The 16924-nt window shown below is 36.4% G+C and carries 14 protein-coding genes, 1 pseudogene and 1 riboswitch; of the genes and pseudogenes, 2 read left to right on the forward strand and 13 right to left on the reverse strand.

Features of this window, described 5'->3' with window-relative positions; translation table 11 throughout:
• Positions 1 to 79: 79 nt before the first annotated feature.
• The 9 genes from CP357_RS03880 to lysA form a co-directional block, all read right to left on the reverse strand.
• On the reverse strand, positions 80 to 703 hold the full coding sequence (locus CP357_RS03880) for an NUDIX hydrolase (RefSeq protein ID WP_025006154.1): 624 nt from the start codon (positions 701 to 703) through the stop codon (positions 80 to 82).
• 9 nt (positions 704 to 712) lie between these two features.
• On the reverse strand, positions 713 to 1813 hold the full coding sequence (locus CP357_RS03885) for a serine hydrolase domain-containing protein (RefSeq protein ID WP_369822781.1): 1101 nt from the start codon (positions 1811 to 1813) through the stop codon (positions 713 to 715).
• Positions 1814 to 1918: 105 nt separating this feature from the next.
• Positions 1919 to 2977, reverse strand: a complete 1059-nt coding sequence (locus CP357_RS03890) for an aspartate-semialdehyde dehydrogenase (protein ID WP_098036586.1) — start codon at positions 2975 to 2977, stop codon at positions 1919 to 1921.
• A gap of 2 nt (positions 2978 to 2979) precedes the next feature.
• Positions 2980 to 4155, reverse strand: a complete 1176-nt coding sequence (locus CP357_RS03895) for an aminotransferase class I/II-fold pyridoxal phosphate-dependent enzyme (protein ID WP_098036587.1) — start codon at positions 4153 to 4155, stop codon at positions 2980 to 2982.
• 20 nt (positions 4156 to 4175) lie between these two features.
• Positions 4176 to 4955 carry a 4-hydroxy-tetrahydrodipicolinate reductase gene (dapB, locus tag CP357_RS03900; protein WP_025006158.1) on the reverse strand — a complete coding sequence of 260 codons (780 nt, stop codon included), beginning with the start codon at positions 4953 to 4955 and terminating at the stop codon, positions 4176 to 4178.
• Positions 4948 to 5883, reverse strand: coding sequence for a 4-hydroxy-tetrahydrodipicolinate synthase (gene dapA, locus CP357_RS03905; protein WP_087175816.1), 936 nt, complete (start codon positions 5881 to 5883; stop codon positions 4948 to 4950). The genes dapB and dapA overlap by 8 nt, the downstream gene beginning before the upstream one ends.
• A gap of 1 nt (position 5884) precedes the next feature.
• Positions 5885 to 7039 carry an N-acetyldiaminopimelate deacetylase gene (locus CP357_RS03910; protein WP_098036588.1) on the reverse strand — a complete coding sequence of 385 codons (1155 nt, stop codon included), beginning with the start codon at positions 7037 to 7039 and terminating at the stop codon, positions 5885 to 5887.
• Positions 7040 to 7041: 2 nt separating this feature from the next.
• Positions 7042 to 7752: a 2,3,4,5-tetrahydropyridine-2,6-dicarboxylate N-acetyltransferase gene (dapD, locus tag CP357_RS03915; RefSeq protein ID WP_025006161.1), complete on the reverse strand. Its 711-nt coding sequence runs from the start codon at positions 7750 to 7752 to the stop codon at positions 7042 to 7044.
• Between the two features lie 19 nt (positions 7753 to 7771).
• Entirely contained in the window at positions 7772 to 9088 is a 1317-nt protein-coding gene (gene lysA, locus CP357_RS03920; RefSeq protein ID WP_098036589.1) for a diaminopimelate decarboxylase, read from the reverse strand.
• A gap of 92 nt (positions 9089 to 9180) precedes the next feature.
• Positions 9181 to 9355: riboswitch (Lysine riboswitch) on the reverse strand.
• Between the two features lie 203 nt (positions 9356 to 9558).
• Between lysA and CP357_RS03925 the strand changes: the two genes are divergently transcribed.
• Positions 9559 to 10932, forward strand: a complete 1374-nt coding sequence (locus tag CP357_RS03925) for an aspartate kinase (protein WP_087175812.1) — start codon at positions 9559 to 9561, stop codon at positions 10930 to 10932.
• Complete coding sequence (gene dapF / locus CP357_RS03930; protein ID WP_025006164.1) at positions 10925 to 11929, forward strand: diaminopimelate epimerase; 1005 nt, start codon at positions 10925 to 10927, stop codon at positions 11927 to 11929. Before CP357_RS03925 ends, dapF begins: the two co-directional genes overlap by 8 nt.
• Before the next feature lie 41 nt (positions 11930 to 11970).
• Here dapF and CP357_RS03935 read toward each other — a convergent pair.
• The 4 genes and pseudogenes from CP357_RS03935 to tig all read right to left on the reverse strand — a co-directional run bounded on the left by CP357_RS03935 (position 11971) and on the right by tig (position 16850).
• Positions 11971 to 13411: pseudogene (locus CP357_RS03935) on the reverse strand (amino acid permease).
• Positions 13412 to 13533: 122 nt separating this feature from the next.
• On the reverse strand, positions 13534 to 14124 hold the full coding sequence (gene yihA, locus CP357_RS03940) for a ribosome biogenesis GTP-binding protein YihA/YsxC (RefSeq protein ID WP_098036590.1): 591 nt from the start codon (positions 14122 to 14124) through the stop codon (positions 13534 to 13536).
• Complete coding sequence (clpX, locus tag CP357_RS03945; RefSeq protein ID WP_087235625.1) at positions 14114 to 15388, reverse strand: ATP-dependent Clp protease ATP-binding subunit ClpX; 1275 nt, start codon at positions 15386 to 15388, stop codon at positions 14114 to 14116. The genes yihA and clpX overlap by 11 nt, the downstream gene beginning before the upstream one ends.
• Before the next feature lie 130 nt (positions 15389 to 15518).
• Positions 15519 to 16850 (reverse strand): trigger factor, encoded by a 1332-nt coding sequence (tig, locus tag CP357_RS03950; protein ID WP_087235626.1) that lies wholly within the window; start codon positions 16848 to 16850, stop codon positions 15519 to 15521.
• Positions 16851 to 16924: the final 74 nt, after the last annotated feature.

A 16924-nucleotide genomic window follows, 5' to 3' on the forward strand; every position in this document is an offset into this window, starting at 1 on the left:
ATCAGTGCTTTAAAAGTCTAATATTAATTGTCAATGTCTTAACTTAATGACATTGGGATTTTTCCATCTTGCTTTTTCGTTAATCAAAAACAGTTTGCCAATTGGGATCTTTGGATGCCTCATAACACATCTTTATTTGTTCAGGCGTATTTCGACCAAGTGATAACTTAGGCAGATTATTTAATGAAAAGTAACGACAATCTGTAGTTTCAATGTTCTTTTCGAATTCGCCACCTATTACCTTGCACAAATAAAAAGCTTTTATAATTCCAGTAGCTCGAATTGGCTTATTATGTTTATTTCGATCTTGTAAAGCGATCAATTTAATTGGTTTGACATCTCTACCTGATTCTTCTTTTGCTTCCTTAATACAGTTTTCTTCTGTAGAAAGATTGGCTTCACACCAACCACCCGGAAGTGACCAATCGTCAGATAGTTTCTCATGAACTAATAAAATCTGATCATCTTTAAAAATTGCAGCTCTTGTCTCTATTTTTGGAGTCTGATAACCTTCATCACCGCAAAATAAAGTTTTCACCTTTTCAATTGGTATCTCTGTTTTAACAGTCATCATTTCAGCCGCAATTTGGCGAATCTGTTCATATCGTTCACGATCAAAGACATCATGACCATATTTCAAACCATTTTGAGCAATGCTCTGTAATTCAATTGCCCAATCAGTAAATTGATCTCCTGTTTTCATCTTTAGCCTCTATCTTTTAATAAAAGTGTTAGATTTAATATGTTTTAAAATGCTATAACCTACGCTTTTAATTTGATTTTTACTACCATATGACTGATTTAAAAACATCACAATTCCATTTTTATTGTCTGTAGTAAGTTGCATCCAATTAGTAAAATGAGTATCTCCAAAATTACCATAAGCTAATTTCAGTTTACCACCATCTTTTAAATAAAAACCGCCAGAGTATGTATTAACTTTGGATTTTAAATGACTTAAATAATTGAATTTCTTCTCAGTTAAAACTTTGCCATTATGCAATCCTCGTTGAATCTTATAATAATCACCAGCGGTAGAGAATAAGTTTCCCGCACCTGTAAGTTGAGACACTACATATCTATTAGCATAAGAAGCGCTTTGATAGTTTTTACCATGACGATAAAGATATGAAATAGCATCTGTCTTTGAACGAGGAATATTTTGATAAATATATGTATGTTTTAAATGAAGTGGTTTAATAATTCTGCTTTTTACGTTTGCTGCATAAGATTTGCCTGTTACCTTGCGAATGATACCTGCAAGCAAAACATAATTGGCATTATTATAATTAAAAGCTCCCCGCTTGGTGTGAGATGCAGCATTCGCCTTAGCAACAGTCCAATTAATTGCGCTTTTTTCAGAGAAATTAATACCATGACTAGACTCGGTACCAATCACATTAATTCCTGAAGTATGGGTCATTAATTGACCTACTGTAATATGCTTAGCCTGCTTTAATCTTGGGTACCACCGTGAGATTTTAGTATTTTGTGAAAACTTCTTTTGATAAATTAACTGCGTAATAATTGCCGCCGTTACAGATTTTTGCAATGAGCCAACAGGATATAGTAATTTCTTATTACCATTTTTAATTTTACGTCTGTAGTAACCATAACCAACATTAACTGTTTGACGATGTCCATCCTTAACAATTTCAATCGTGCCGCGTAAATGATGCTTATTCATTGTTTTAACAGCATATTTACGTAATTGACTATTAGAATATGTCTTGGCATTAACTGTTGCGCTATTACCTAAAAAAATAAATGAAGATAAAAATGAAATGGCTAACATTATCTTTTTTGACTTCAATCTAAAAAATCCCCCTCTGCCATTTAATCCTGAAATATTCTACCACAAAATTAAAAGCACAAATATTGCCTACTAAACAATATTTGTGCTTTTTTCTTTTTAGTTTTAGATCAAATTCATTTTTACTAAGTATTCCGCATTTTCAACAGTGTTCCAAGCTGCACCCTTTAAGAGGTTATCAGCTACGATCCACATATTAAATGCACCTGGATTTTCATAATCAGGACGAATACGACCAACAAAAGTCTCGCGCTTACCTGCTGCATTAATAGGTTGAGGATAAATTTGATGTTTAATATCATCTTCAAGCACAACACCTGGGAAGTCAGCAACTGCAGCCATGATATCTTGAGTTGTTGCACTTTCATCTTCAACAGTGAAGTATACACTTTCACCGTGAGCAATTGGAACAGGGACTCTAACACAAGTTGCAGTGACTTTGATGTCTTTAACGTTCATGTCGTTAAGCATAATCTTCTTGGTTTCATGAATCATCTTCCATTCTTCATGAGAATAACCAGAATCTTCTAAGACATCAATTTGTGGTAAAAGGTTAAATGCTAGTGGATAATGCTTCTTATCACCTTTAGTTGGCAAAATCTGTGCATCTGCTTGCATATCTTTGCCATCCAAATAATCTTGTGTTTCCTTTTTTAATTCTTCAATTGCGGCTTGACCTGCACCGGAAGCTGCTTGATAAGTTGAAACGATAATTTGCTTCAAACCAAACTTTCTTCTAATTGGTTCCAAAGCCATCACCATTTGAATAGTTGAACAATTTGGATTGGCAATAATACCGTGATGCTCTTTCAATGCATCTGGATTTACTTCTGGTACAACTAATGGGACATCTGGTTCCATTCTAAAAGCACTGGTATTATCTACACAAACTGCACCGCGCTTAACAGCTTCTGGTAAAAATTTCTTTGATACTGCACCGCCAGCTGATGAAAGAACTAAATCAACGCCATCGAAGGATTCTGGTGTAGTTTCCTCAACAGTTAAATCTTGATCTCTAAACTTTAATACAGTACCAGCTGAACGTGATGAGGCTAATAACTTTACACTTTTTACCGGAATAGTTGACTTAGCCAATTGATCAATCATTCTTCTACCAACAGCACCCGTAGCTCCTAAAATTGCAACATTATATTCTCTAACCATTTTTATTCAACCTCTTGTAAAAAATCATTCATTCTCTTCATTGCTTCTTGTAAGTTCTCATCGCTAGATGCATATGACAATCTTACATAACCTTCACCGCCAAGACCAAAGGCACTACCAGGAGTTACGCCTACCTTAGCTTTGAAGGCCAAGTCTAATGCAAATTGCATATCATCTTTGCCATATTGAGATGGGATTTTCGTAAAGATGTAGAAGGCTCCTTCCGGCTTTACTGCTTGCATCCCCATCTTATTTAATTTTTCTAAGACAAAATCTCTTCGTTTTTGGTAAACTTTACGATACTCCACTGGATCATTTAATCCATTTTCTAATGCTTCGATCGCTGCGGCTTGGGATGAATCAGTTGTCGTTGTTACCATTAAGCCGTGTACTTTACCGATTTGATCCATAATTTTAGCAGGTCCTGTAATGTATCCTAAACGATAGCCAGTCATCGCATGAGACTTGGATAAACCAGAAATATAAATTGCTCGCTCAGGAATCAAACTAGCAATAGAATGATGCTCAACACCATAAGTCAAAGTACTGTAAATTTCATCAGTAATAACGTACAAATGATTTTCTTCAATTACCTTAGCCAAAGCCTTAATTTCATCTTCTGTATATTCCACGCCTGTTGGATTAGTTGGATAATTTAAAATCACGGCTTTAATTGTCGGATTTTCTTTAATAGTCTCAGTCAATTTTTGCGGCGTTAATTTGAAATTATCTGCAGTTGTGTTCATCAACACGTAACTGGCATCGGCTAAAGTAGCAACTGGCCAATATAATGAAAAGACTGGCGTTGGAATAGCTATCTTGTCACCAGGATTAGTAATAGCAAAAAGTGCAGCGTTGATCGCTTCTGTAGCACCAACTGTAACTACAATTTCTGTTTCTGGATCGTATTTAACGCCGATAGTCTTATCTAAATAGTTGCTAATAGCTTGTCGCAATTCTAATTTTCCTTTTTGAGGAGCATAGTGTGAATCATTATTTTGGATGCTTTTAATTGCGGCTTCTTTAACATGTTCAGGCGTATTCATATCAGGCTCGCCTAAAGTTAATTTGATGATTCCTGGAATAGTTGAAACCTTATTATCAAAGATTCTAATTCCTGAAGCTTTGACATTTTGTACTTTTTGGCTAAAACCTAAATCATTAGCTAATTCCGGCATAATCTTTCCTCCCTTTGTCTTTAAAGGATATTTTCTAAACCAATTACTAATTCATCTAATTGGTCAACTTTTTCTAACGCCACTTTTACTCCGCTCATAAATGAGCCACGATCAAATGAATCTTGACGAATAGTTAATGCTTCACCTGGTCCCCCAAATAATACTTGTTCATGTGCAATATAGCCAGGCAGACGAACTGAATGAATCTTGATTCCTTGATAATCACCACCGCGAACATTTTTCAAGGTTTCCACTTCATCTGGTGCTGTTTGATGTTCAGGACGATTTTCAGCAATCATCTTAGCTGTAGCAAGCGCCGTTCCGGACGGAGCATCTTTTTTATCAGCGTGATGCATTTCAATAATTTCAACATCTGGGAAATATTTAGCAGCTTCTTTTGCAAATTTCATCAACAAAACTGCAGACATTCCAAAATTAGGAGCAATCAGACCGCCTACTTTTTCTTTTCTTGAAAGTTCAATCAGTTCTGCTTCTTGCTCATCACTCATACCGGTAGTACCTACTATTGGTCTAATATGATGTTGCAATGCAAATTTTACATTGTCATATACTGCCTTAGGTGTAGTAAAGTCGATCCAAAAGTCTGCTAAATGATCAGGAATTTCTGTTAGGCTCTTAAAAATTTTAGCGTCTGCAGGCAAATGATATTGTTCAGGATTATTTTCGGCAATTGGAGAAAGTCCTGCAACTACTTCAAAACCTGGCATATTGTTAACTAAATTCACGGCTTTTTGCCCCATGGCCCCCGTAAAACCTGCAATTAATACTTTTTTAGTCATTTTCAAGGTCCTTTCCTAAATCTAGTGGCAATTTTTGCAATAAGGCTTTATCTTCTAAGCCTAAATGCTGGGCTAAAGTTACTTTTTCTTCATCATTCAAGGCAACTAAAGGCAAACGACAATCTCCTGTTTCAAAACCTTGTGCATTTAAAACTGCCTTTACTGGTGATGGAGATGGATACATGAACAGAGCTTGCATTCTAGGCGTTAACCAACGTTGAATTCTTGCTGCTTCGGGATATTTTCCTTCATATAAAGCATCATACATCCGGCGCATTTCTTTAGTATAAATATGAGAGGCTACGGAAACGACACCATTTGCTCCGAGCAATCTTGCAGTTAAGGCTTGGGTATCTTCTCCGGTAAAGACTTGAAAATCTGCTGCTTTATGATCGATGATGTATTCCATTTCTTCAAGGGATGCACATTGCTTAATTCCCTTAATATTATCTAATTTAGATAATTGAACAACCGTCTCTTTTTCCATCTTGACGCCGGTTCTGCCTGGAATATTGTAGATTAAAATTGGCATCTTAACGTTGTCATTCACTGCAGTAAAGTGAGCAACCATGCTGCGTTGATTTGGCTTATTATATGGCGGTACAACAACCAATGCATAATCAATGCCGTCAATTTCTGCCACTTCATTGGTAAATTTAATTGTTTCAGCAGTATTATTGCTACCAGTTCCGGCAATCACAACAGCACGGCCATTAACGATTTGACCAAAGTGTTTATACAATTCGATCTTTTCATCATGAGTCAAAGTCGGGGTTTCACCGGTCGTACCACCTATCACAAAGCCATTACAGCCTCGCTCAATTAAGTAATTGGTTAATTTTTCCAAACTATCAAAATCAATCTTTTTATTCTCATCAAATGGCGTCACAATTGCCGTCAATAAATCTGCATCAATTAATGTAGCCATATTAGTTCCCCATTCTATCGATTAAAAATCCCTTAATTGCGTTAACTCCACGCATAATACTCTTTTCGTCTGGATTCAAAGTTGCTGAATGCAGCTGTGAATTTGGATCACCAACACCTAGCCAAAACATTGTTCCTGGAAATTTGGCAAGTAAGAAGCCAAAATCTTCTCCTGTCATTTTTGGCTTAGTTTCAACAAAATCCACTTCCGGATTATTCTTCATATAATTAATGAAGTTTTTAGTTAGCTCTGGATTATTTTCTACTGGCCAATAACCACCCTGATTTAACTCAAGATTTACTTTCATGTTATAGCTACGAGCTATACCTTCACATAGATCACGCAACCGTTGATCAATTTGCAGAATCATTTTTTGCGTTAATCCGCGAATTGTTCCTTCAATCCGAGTCTGTCCAGCGATTACATTTCTAATAGTTCCAGCTCTAACCTTACCCAAAGTGATAACACCGCTTTGAATTGGATCGATACTTCGTGAAATAACCGTTTGTATTTGCATAATTAGACTAGCAGTAGCCACCACAGTGTCATTAGCATTCTGCGGAAAAGCCGCATGACCGCCCTTACCAACCAAATCAATGTTAACTTCAGTAGTTCCTGCAAATAATGTACCTTCACGACAACCAATTGTTCCAGCCGGTAATTCAGGGTTATCATGCAAGCCATAGAATTCATCAGGTTTAAACTTCCCCTGAAAGATTCCTCTTTCATATGCTTTTTTACCGCCACTTTCACTTTCTTCAGCTGGCTGGAAAAAGAACAGCATATTATCCTTAGGCTGATTTTCACTGAAATAACTAAGTAGTCCTAATGCAACACTCATGTGAATATCATGACCACAGGCATGCATAACTCCTGAATGCTTTGACGAAAAAGGTAAATCTGTTTTCTCCTCAACTGGTAACGCATCAATATCGGTCCGATAACCAATTGTTCTTTGCGGATTGCTTCCTTTAATTAGTACCAAAATCGCTGTTGTTAATTCTTCTGGTACTTTTACAGTTAAAAACTCTGAATTAAATCCCTTAATTACTTCTAGTAAATAATCATGTGTCTCTTTTTCTTGTAAAGCTAATTCAGGAATTTCATGCAAATGCCTTCTAATTTGAATTAGCCCGCTTTCAGTTAAAACTGCCATAATTAAATCTTTCTCAAGTTATCTTCTAGTCCTGTCTTGCTCTCAGTTTGATCGTCAACCTTTTTAATTACTTTAGCAGGAACGCCAGCTACCATCGTATGTGGTGCTACATCATGAGTTACGACTGCACCAGCGGCAATTACGGCACCTTCACCAACATGGACACCTTCGATAACTACTGCATTAGCACCCATTACTACGTTGTCGTCAATCTTAACTGGAGTAGCAGAAGCTGGTTCAATTACGCCTGCTAAAACGCTGCCTGCACCGATATGGCAATGCTTGCCGACGATTGCACGTCCACCTAAAACAACCCCCATATCAATCATGGTATCATCACCTATTTCAGCACCGATATTAATAATCGCACCCATCATGATGACTGCATTTTTACCAATAGCTACCTGATCTCGAATAATAGCACCTGGCTCAATTCGCGCATCAAATTTCTTCATATCAATCAGAGGCACAGCTGAATTTCTAGCATTATTCTCAATACGATAATCTTGAATCTTGTTGTAATTTTCTTTTAAAAATGGTTCAACATCTTTCCAATCACCAAAAATCACTCCGGAATGTGCTTCAGTGAAATTGTCGATTCCTTCTGGAAACTTGATTTGATCAAGTCGTCCCTTAATAAAGACCTTAACTGGCGTTTTTTTAGGAGCATTGCCAATATAATTGATAATACTTTTTGCATCTAATTTCGTCATAATCTTTCCCCTTTAAAAATTAATCTTCATTATTATATGGTTGATCTAAATGAACTAAATCTTCTAGACTTTCTCGTTTAATGACTAGTTGAGCCTTGCCCTTTTCTGCAAAAACAACAGCTGGACGAGCATTGCGGTTATAATTTGAAGCCATTGAATAACCATATGCTCCAGTATCAAGCATTGCTAAAAGTGAGCCTGATTTAGTTGCTGGAAGTGCTTGATCTTCAGCTAAGATGTCACCACTTTCACAATATTTACCAGCGATTCTGACATGTTCAGTCAATTCAGCTCGAGGATCAGTAGCCAAAACTGTTTCATATTTTGCATCATATAGAGCTGGACGAATATTATCACCCATACCGCCATCTACAGTTACATATGGACGATGACCTGGAACAATTTTGCGACTCCCTGTTGTATATAAGTTATAACCGGCTGGTCCTACGATAGAGCGACCAGGTTCAATATCAATTTCTGGAAGTGGAAATGAGGCATTCTTAGCTTCTTCTTTGATAGTTTTAACAATTGCCCTAACAAATTCTTCTGGCTTTAATGGATTATCTTCTGCAGTATATTTAATACCAAAGCCACCGCCGACATTAATTACTTGAGCAGTATAACCATATTGACTACGCCAATTTTCAGCAATTTCCATTAATTTTTTAGCAGCCATTTCAAAACCATTCAATTCAAAAATTTGTGATCCAATATGAGCATGTAGCCCGATCATATTCATTCTTGAGTTAGCTAAAACTTGTTCTAAGGCTAAATCGGCTTGACCAGATTCTAAGTCAAAACCAAATTTACTATCGACCTGACCTGTTTGATCATATTCATGTGTATGAGCTGAAATGCCTGGCGTAATTCTTAACATGACATCAATTTTGGTATCTTGTTCACGTAAAACCTGATCCAATAACTTAATTTCATGAAAATTATCAACAATAATTTTGCCCACATGATTTTTAACGGCCATTTCAAGTTCTGACTTGGACTTATTATTACCGTGAAAACTGATTTTCTCTACTGGAAAATGTGCTTTCAAGGCTGTATATAACTCTCCATCTGAAACCACATCAGTGTAAGCTCCTTCTGCTGCAGCTACTCGGTATATCGCTATACAAGCAAATGCTTTGCTGGCATAACTGACGGCATACTTTACATTTTCTTCTTCAAAAACCTTTTTAAAAGCTCTAATTTGATTACGAATTTGCTCTACATCGTATACAACAAGAGGTGTGCCATACTTTTTAGCTAATTCAACTGTATCAACACCGCCAATAGTTAAATGTCCTGCTTGATTGATCTGATTTTCTAAAATTTGTGAATTCATATCTTGCCCCTAGTCTCTATCCATGCGAAGCACCCAATAAAAAAATCCATTGTCTGCGCTAAACAAACAATGGATTAGTCTTCACTTAATCTAATGGTCGATAGCGCTCCGCGAATTTTGTCCGCGACAGTCCGTAATTTATTCAATCACGACCCAGCTTATCCCTTTAGCCTGGTTTAAGCTTCGGCAACCTCCCCTTTCGCAATTAGTCTTCGTTTTGCCTAACTCGTAATTGCTACTTATGTCAGTTGCGCCTCTTCGATTTACATGTAGTCTACATTTTTATTAAATTTTAGTCAATACTTTTTTATTGATTTTTAATTTATACTATATATGCTTTTCTATTCAAGGCCAGTATTTTCAACTTTTTGTTGCAAGATTAAAAAATAATGCTAAAATTCAAATTAATTTAGTTTGGATCCATTTTTAAATTAACGAATTATGAAATTTCACTTTAAGGGGATTATGTTATGAAAGTAGTTAAGTTTGGTGGTAGCTCTTTAGCTAACGGACAAAATGTAGAACAAGCATTAAATATTATTTTAAGTGATCCTGAAAGACGCGTAATCGTAGTTTCTGCGCCAGGTAAAAGAAACGATGACGACATCAAAATCACAGATCTTTTAATCAAGTACGCCAATATGACACTTAAGAGTGAAAATACTGATGAAATCGTCCAAACCATTTTTATGCGTTATCAAGAAATCGGGCATTTCTTTGGTGTAGCTGACGAAGAACTTAAGGTTATCAAAGATATTCTTTTAGCTTTACCTAGCAGAAATTATCCTAATTCGAGCTACTTAATGGCCGCTTTTAAAGCTCACGGCGAGCGTCTTAACGCCCGTTTAATTGCCATGATATTGCAACATCAAGGTGTTAAAAGTCGCTTTCTTGATCCAACAGAAGCGGGTTTAATCGTTACAGGCGAACCTAACGATGCATTGGTCAATCCGGAAAGTTATCTCAATCTTGACCAAGTAAAAATAGAACCTGATGAACGGGTTATTTTCCCTGGATTTTTCGGTATCACCCCATCAGGTAATATTGCCACATTTTCACGTGGTGGATCCGATATTACTGGGGCGATTCTAGCTCGCGGATTTCATGCAGATATGTATGAAAACTTTACAGATGTTAACGGAATTTTTGCAGCTAATCCGCATATTGTAGATAATCCACAATCCATTAGGAAAATGACTTATCGCGAGATGCGAGAACTATCTTATGCGGGCTTCTCTGTTTTTCACGATGAAGCTTTGATTCCCGCTATTCAAGGCCAAATTCCTATCAACGTAAAAAATACTCATGAGCCTGATCAACCTGGTACTATCATCGTTCCAGACAAGGACTTTGTACCAGATAATGTTATTACTGGTGTAACCAGCCAAAAACAATTCTCAGCTCTTTATTTGCATAAATATTTGCTAAACAAAGAAGCTGGTTTTACTTTGCGTATCCTACAAATCTTGTACAAGCACAATGTGCCATACGAACACATGCCTTCTGGTATTGATGACATCACAATTATTTTTAACAATGATTTCCTAAATGATCAGCTAATTGATCAAATTTGTAATGAAATTCAAGCAACAATCAATCCAGATCAACTTGAATGGATTGACGATTATGCCATTATCATGGTCGTTGGTGAAGGAATGAAGAAATATCATGTTGTTAGTCGCCAAATTTTAGATTCTTTAGGTGATCACGATATTTCACCTCGCATGATCAACCAAGGTGCATCCCAAATCTCAATGATGATCGGAACCAAGAAGGAAAAGGCAGACGAAGCAGTTAAAATTATCTATCAACAATTTTTTACGAAGGGAGAAAATCATGGTTAAGTTATTAAAAGTACATGGGTCACAAAATCATTTCTTTATCCTTGATCAAACCGAATTGAAGCAAGAATTGTCTGATTCTGAACTAAAAGAATTAACTATTAAGCTTACAGATTCACAAACTGGTCTTCTTGACGGTGCAGACGGTGTATTAGTAGTCAATAAGCCAGTCAGAGAAAATGCTTTGGCCCAAATGCGTGTTATCAACGCCGATGGTAGTGAAGCTTCAATGTGTGGCAACGGGCTTAGAACTGTCGCTCGTTATTTAAGTGAAAAGTACCAAAAAACTAATTTCTTGGTTGATACAATGAATGCTAGTCTCCGCGTTAGAAAAGACGATGACTTTGCCCCAAGCGTTCCTGCCTTTGCAGTTGAAATTTCGCCTGTCCATTTCAATAAAGAAGCCTTGCCATTTGATAATTTAGGACATGATCGTCTAATAGATGATTTTGCTCCTGAACTTTATCCCGGTTTACGTTTTTCTTCTATTGCCGTGCCGAATCCCCATTTAATTAGCTTTGTTAATCAAAAACAAATAACAGGTCCTATCCTAGGAATCGTCGGTAAACGACTCAATAGTGAGAATCCTTACTTCACTGATGGTGTTAATGTTAATTTTGCTCAAATCCTTGATAAGAATCGCTTATTTGTGAGGACTTATGAACGCGGTGTTGGCTTTACCAATGCTTGTGGAACTGGAATGTCTGCTACCTCATTAGCATTTTGTTTAACCAAACCAGAAATGGCAGAATTTGACACACCAATCAACGTTTACAATCCAGGCGGCATGGTAAAAACCATTGTTCACTATGAAGACAATAATTACTGGATTGAACTCATTGGAAATGCGACCTTTACTCATCAAATTTCTATTGCTGAAGAGGATTTAAGAAATAGGAACTTTGCTAATGCACAAATCACTGAAACTAATGAACAAACCGCCTATGAAAGATTTGTCGATAATTTACCTAAATTCAACGACATTACAACTTTAGCGTAATCAAAAAGACTTGCTTTTTTTAAAGCGAGTCTTTTTTGTATTTAATTTAAATCGGTTAAACCATGTTTTTTCTTTGAAGTACGATAAAAAATATAAGCTATTAAACCAAAGAAAATAGGTCCAAATCCAGTCCAGAAAGCTGTCGCATATCTGTATTCCAAAATTGGTTGTAAAACTGTAAATATAATACCCGTGCAAACAATTATTTCAACAAATACTACCAGCGCTACTGTCCATTTATAATTCGTAAATACTCTAAATTTACGCGGATAATCTTTCTTTAAGAAAAATGGAAATGCACCTATCAAAAAGATATATGGTGCGGTTGCAGCAACATTACCCATATCGGTCAAAATTTGATAAAAGCTTGTAGCTGCACTACCACCGAAGGAAACGACCGCAATTAACAAGCAGACGAAAACAGTTTGAGCCCACATTGCATTAGCAGGAATGCCATGTTTGTTTAATTTAGTTGCAGCCTTCGGCCAAAGACGTGGATCAGATCCCATGATAAAGGACTTAACGGGTGAATATAGTAATACGAAGAAAGCACCCATCATTCCCATTAATCCTGATAAGGCAATTGCTCTCGTAAAGATTTTACCAATCATTAAACTAGTCTGCGGATCCAAATGTAAGGCGGTACCGAACGCTTTACCCAAAGTCCCGTAAACCACATAAGTAATATTACCGGTGTTAGCACCGGTTTGAACGATATCCTTTTGATAATTAAGCCCTTAGGGAAATCTTTTTCGGGATGCTTCATACTGTCAATTACCCCACCTACGGTCTCCATACCACCATATGCAAATACTGCATAGACAACAAAGGAAATAATAGTAATTGGAGTTTGGAAATCCTTATTAGGTGAAATAATAAAACTCTGCCAACCAGTGATTGGCTGTGCTAATTGTCCATGATTCATAATGATGACTAACAAACTAATAAGATAAAAATCAAGTTCATCCCGACCATAAACCAGCCACCAATTGAGGACATGATCTTAATTCCAGTCATCCCTCTTGAAGACAAGTATGTAGATACAATCATGAATAGAATTGCCAATACACCTATTAGCTGTGTTCCATGTAAACCAAATAAATTCCAACTCTGAGTTGTATCTTTACCAAAAATTAGCGCTGAAATCGAAATCCTGAGTCTTGAGGCACTAGATACTAGCCAAAGTACCCAGTTAGCCAGCCAAACAAAAGTCCCGATAAAGGCCCATTTTTCGCCAATAGAGCCCGCAAGCCAGGAGTAAATTCCACCTTTTGCATCGTGAAAGGCTGAACCATATTCTGCCATCATTAATCCAGCTGGAAAGAAAAAACAAATTCCGGCTAAAATAAACCAAATAATTCCGGCATAAGTCATTTGCCGGTATGAAACCGAGACATTACCGAAACCATAAACCGTAGTTATGATCATTAAAACCAGGCTTAAAGTAGTTAATGTCTTTTTCTGTGTTTTATTATCATCCAAGATGAAGCCTCTACTTTTTTACTACACTTTCAATTTTAGCACCCTTTCTTTTAAGTAAATTTATTCTAATAATCATCTCATAAGAAAAAGCTGCTAACCCCAGTTAACAGCTTTCTCATTCTTTATTTACTAATTTTTTCTTCAATCCAGTTGCCCAGTTCTGCAACATGCAATTTAGTTACGGAACTGAATGTCAAAACCGTTACATGATCATAATTAAGATCCATGTTCTTTTTCAAACGGGACATTACTTTATTTACTTGGCTCTTTTTTATTTTATCAATCTTCGTACATACAACTAAAATAGGTAAATTCAGATATTGAGCATAATTATACATTGCAATATCATCTTTAGTTGGTTCATGACGCGAATCAATTAAAATTACTAATCCCTTTAAGTTGGGTCTTGTTTCCAAGTAATCTTGAATCATCTCACCAAATTCTTGGCGTTTCTTTTGCGAAACTCTTGCATAACCATACCCTGGTACGTCTACAAGATAAAACTCATCATTTACTAGATAGAAATTCAAGGTTTGCGTTTTACCAGGCTGTGAAGAGGTTCTAGCCAAGTTTTTTCGATTAAGTAGAGTGTTAATCAGACTTGACTTTCCAACGTTTGAGCGGCCTGATAATGCAATCTCAGGCAAATCATCCTTAGGATATTGATCTTCTCTAACTGCACTGACAGCATAACTACTACTTTTAATTATCATTAGCGCCTACCTGTGCTTTACTACTTTCTTTTTTATCCTTTTTACGAATAACCTTAGGTTCAGCATGACGCGTAATTACATCTTTGGTTACCTCAACGGCTTCAATGTCTTTTTCACTTGGAGTCTTGTACATGATATCCATAATTGAATTTTCAATTATAGTTCTTAAACCACGTGCCCCCATATTTCTTTGAATTGCCAAATCAGCAATTGCTTTAAGCGCACCATCAGTAAACTTAAGGTCAACACCATCAAGTGAAAGTAGCTTCTTATATTGCTTAACCAAAGCATTCTTTGGCTCAGTTAATACTCTTACCAAATCTTCACTGTTAAGCTTATCTAAAGTTGTGATAATTGGAATTCTACCAATAAATTCAGGAATCATTCCAAATTTAACTAAATCTGCTGTAGTTAAATGACGAGTCCAATCATCTGCATCAATTTTATCAACTTCATTTTCAGCACCGAAACCAATCGTCTTTTTACCTAATCTATTTTTAACGATTTGTTCAATACCATCAAAAGCCCCACCAACAATAAACAGAATGTTAGTGGTGTCCATCTTGATCATTTCTTGTTGTGGGTGCTTACGACCACCTTGAGGCGGAACTGAAGCAATAGTACCTTCTAAGATCTTCAGTAATGATTGTTGTACACCTTCACCTGAAACATCACGAGTAATTGAAACATTCTCAGATTTCTTAGAAATTTTGTCAATTTCATCGATATAAATAATGCCGCGTTGAGCACGTTCCAAATCGTAATCTGCATTTTGCAATAATTTTAGCAAGATATTTTCTACATCTTCCCCAACATAACCAGCCTCGGTTAATGTGGTTGCATCTGCAATTGCAAAAGGTACATTTAAGATTCGAGCTAAAGTTTGAGCTAAATAAGTCTTACCTGATCCAGTAGGACCAATCATTGCAATATTAGACTTCTGTAATTCTGTAGAAGAATCAACATCCATTTGACTGATTCTCTTGTAATGATTATAAACAGCAACAGATAATACCTTTTTAGCACGATTTTGGCCAATTACGTATTGATCAAGTTGTTTTTTAATTTCCATTGGTTTTGGTAATTGACTTGCAGTTTTAACAGAATCTGCACGTAATTCATCATCAATGATTTTTTTAGATAAGTCAACGCATTCATTGCAAATATAAACGCCATTACCAGCGATCATTTTTTTGACTTGGTCTTGAGTTTTACCACAAAAAGAACATTTAATCTCTTCTTGATCTGTAAACTGATTTGCCATTATATTTCCTCCCTATACCTACCAAAATAGATTATCATAAATTAACATATTTTGATAAATATTAAGCTTAAATATCAAAAAAAGCGGCCTAAAGCCGCTTTTTAATGAGAAATCAGTAATAATTTATTTATTACTTACTTTCCTTCTTGTCTTCTGCTTCTTTTGCTTCAAGCTTTGCCTTAGCAACTTGCTTAGCATTATCAGTAACAAGATCCATAGCCTTACGTACAGTGATGTCGTGACTTAACATGTCGTCTGACAAAGTGTTACGTACAGTCTTTTCATCCATGTTGTATTCAGCAGCAAGATCCTTGATTTCCTTATCAATTTCTTCCTTGGTTGCCTTAAGGCCTTCTTTTTCAACAATAGCTTCAAGAACTAAGTTAGTCTTAACTCTTTCAGCAGCGTTCTTAGCAAATTGTGAACGTAATTGTTGTTCATTAGTATTGGTCAACTTGTAGTAAGTTTGTGGATCAATACCTTGACGTTGCATGTTACCTAAGTATTGGTTCAATTGAGTATCAACGTCGTCTTGAATCATTGCATCAGGAATTTCATCAACAGTAGCGTTCTTTACTGCACCTTCAATAGCTGCTTCTTGAATAGCATCGTTTGCAGCTTGTTCCTTTTGATCCTTCAATTGCTTCTTGATCTTGTCTTTTAATTCATCAAGAGTATCTACTGAATCATCAACATCCTTAGCAAACTCGTCGTCTAACTTAGGAAGTTGCTTTGACTTAACTTCGTGAATCTTAGTTGCAAAGTGTGCTTCTTTACCTGCTAAATCCTTTGCACCGTAATCCTTAGGGAAGGTTACAACAACATCAACATCGTCGCCTGCTTCGTGACCGATAAGTTGATCTTCAAAGCCAGGAATGAATGCGCCTGAACCTAATTCAAGTGAGTAGTTTTCAGCTGAGCCGCCTTCAAATTCCTTGCCATCAATAGTACCCTTGTAATCGATGGTTACAGTGTCGCCCTTAGCTGACTTACCCTTCTTAAGTACAAGTTCAGCATTTTGTTCACGGCGCTTATCAAGTTCAGCATCAACGTCTTTTTGGTATACACGAGTATTTTGCTTTGGAACTTCGATACCCTTGTAGTCACCTAACTTAACTTCTGGTTCTACAGTAACAGTAGCCTTCATAGTCCAGTCTTTATCTTTGTCCATTGATACTGGAACAATTTGTGGTTGACCAACTGCAGCAATACCTGCTTCCTTAACAGCAGCAGAATATGCATTTGGCAATACAATGTTTAAAGCATCTTCATATAATGCTTCTTCACCATAGTATTGATCAAAAATAACACGAGAAACGTGACCCTTTCTAAAACCAGGAACACGTAAGTTTTTCTTAACTCTTCTAAAAGCTTGATCCAAACCTAATTTAATTTCATCTTTTGAAATATCAAAAGTAAGTTCACCGGTTGTTTTACCGGTCTTTTCCCATTTTACAGACATTAATAAAATACCTCCAATGTCAAGTTTGAGTTTGCTTCTTGCATACTAAGTTATCTTACCTTAAACTGGCACAA

Source organism: Lactobacillus sp. UMNPBX6, from assembly GCF_002553975.1.
GTDB lineage: Bacteria > Bacillota > Bacilli > Lactobacillales > Lactobacillaceae > Lactobacillus > Lactobacillus gallinarum.

Excerpts from the sequence above, each read along its gene's own strand:
- CP357_RS03880 (WP_025006154.1), bottom strand. The coding sequence starts at position 703 with ATGAAAACAGGAGATCAATTTACTGATTGGGCAATTGAATTACAGAGC.
- CP357_RS03890 (WP_098036586.1), bottom strand. The coding sequence starts at position 2,977 with ATGGTTAGAGAATATAATGTTGCAATTTTAGGAGCTACGGGTGCTGTT.
- CP357_RS03895 (WP_098036587.1), bottom strand. The coding sequence starts at position 4,155 with ATGCCGGAATTAGCTAATGATTTAGGTTTTAGCCAAAAAGTACAAAAT.
- dapB (WP_025006158.1), bottom strand. The coding sequence starts at position 4,955 with ATGACTAAAAAAGTATTAATTGCAGGTTTTACGGGGGCCATGGGGCAA.
- dapA (WP_087175816.1), bottom strand. The coding sequence starts at position 5,883 with ATGGCTACATTAATTGATGCAGATTTATTGACGGCAATTGTGACGCCA.
- CP357_RS03910 (WP_098036588.1), bottom strand. The coding sequence starts at position 7,039 with ATGGCAGTTTTAACTGAAAGCGGGCTAATTCAAATTAGAAGGCATTTG.
- dapD (WP_025006161.1), bottom strand. The coding sequence starts at position 7,752 with ATGACGAAATTAGATGCAAAAAGTATTATCAATTATATTGGCAATGCT.
- lysA (WP_098036589.1), bottom strand. The coding sequence starts at position 9,088 with ATGAATTCACAAATTTTAGAAAATCAGATCAATCAAGCAGGACATTTA.
- CP357_RS03925 (WP_087175812.1), top strand. The coding sequence starts at position 9,559 with ATGAAAGTAGTTAAGTTTGGTGGTAGCTCTTTAGCTAACGGACAAAAT.
- dapF (WP_025006164.1), top strand. The coding sequence starts at position 10,925 with ATGGTTAAGTTATTAAAAGTACATGGGTCACAAAATCATTTCTTTATC.
- yihA (WP_098036590.1), bottom strand. The coding sequence starts at position 14,124 with ATGATAATTAAAAGTAGTAGTTATGCTGTCAGTGCAGTTAGAGAAGAT.
- clpX (WP_087235625.1), bottom strand. The coding sequence starts at position 15,388 with ATGGCAAATCAGTTTACAGATCAAGAAGAGATTAAATGTTCTTTTTGT.
- tig (WP_087235626.1), bottom strand. The coding sequence starts at position 16,850 with ATGTCTGTAAAATGGGAAAAGACCGGTAAAACAACCGGTGAACTTACT.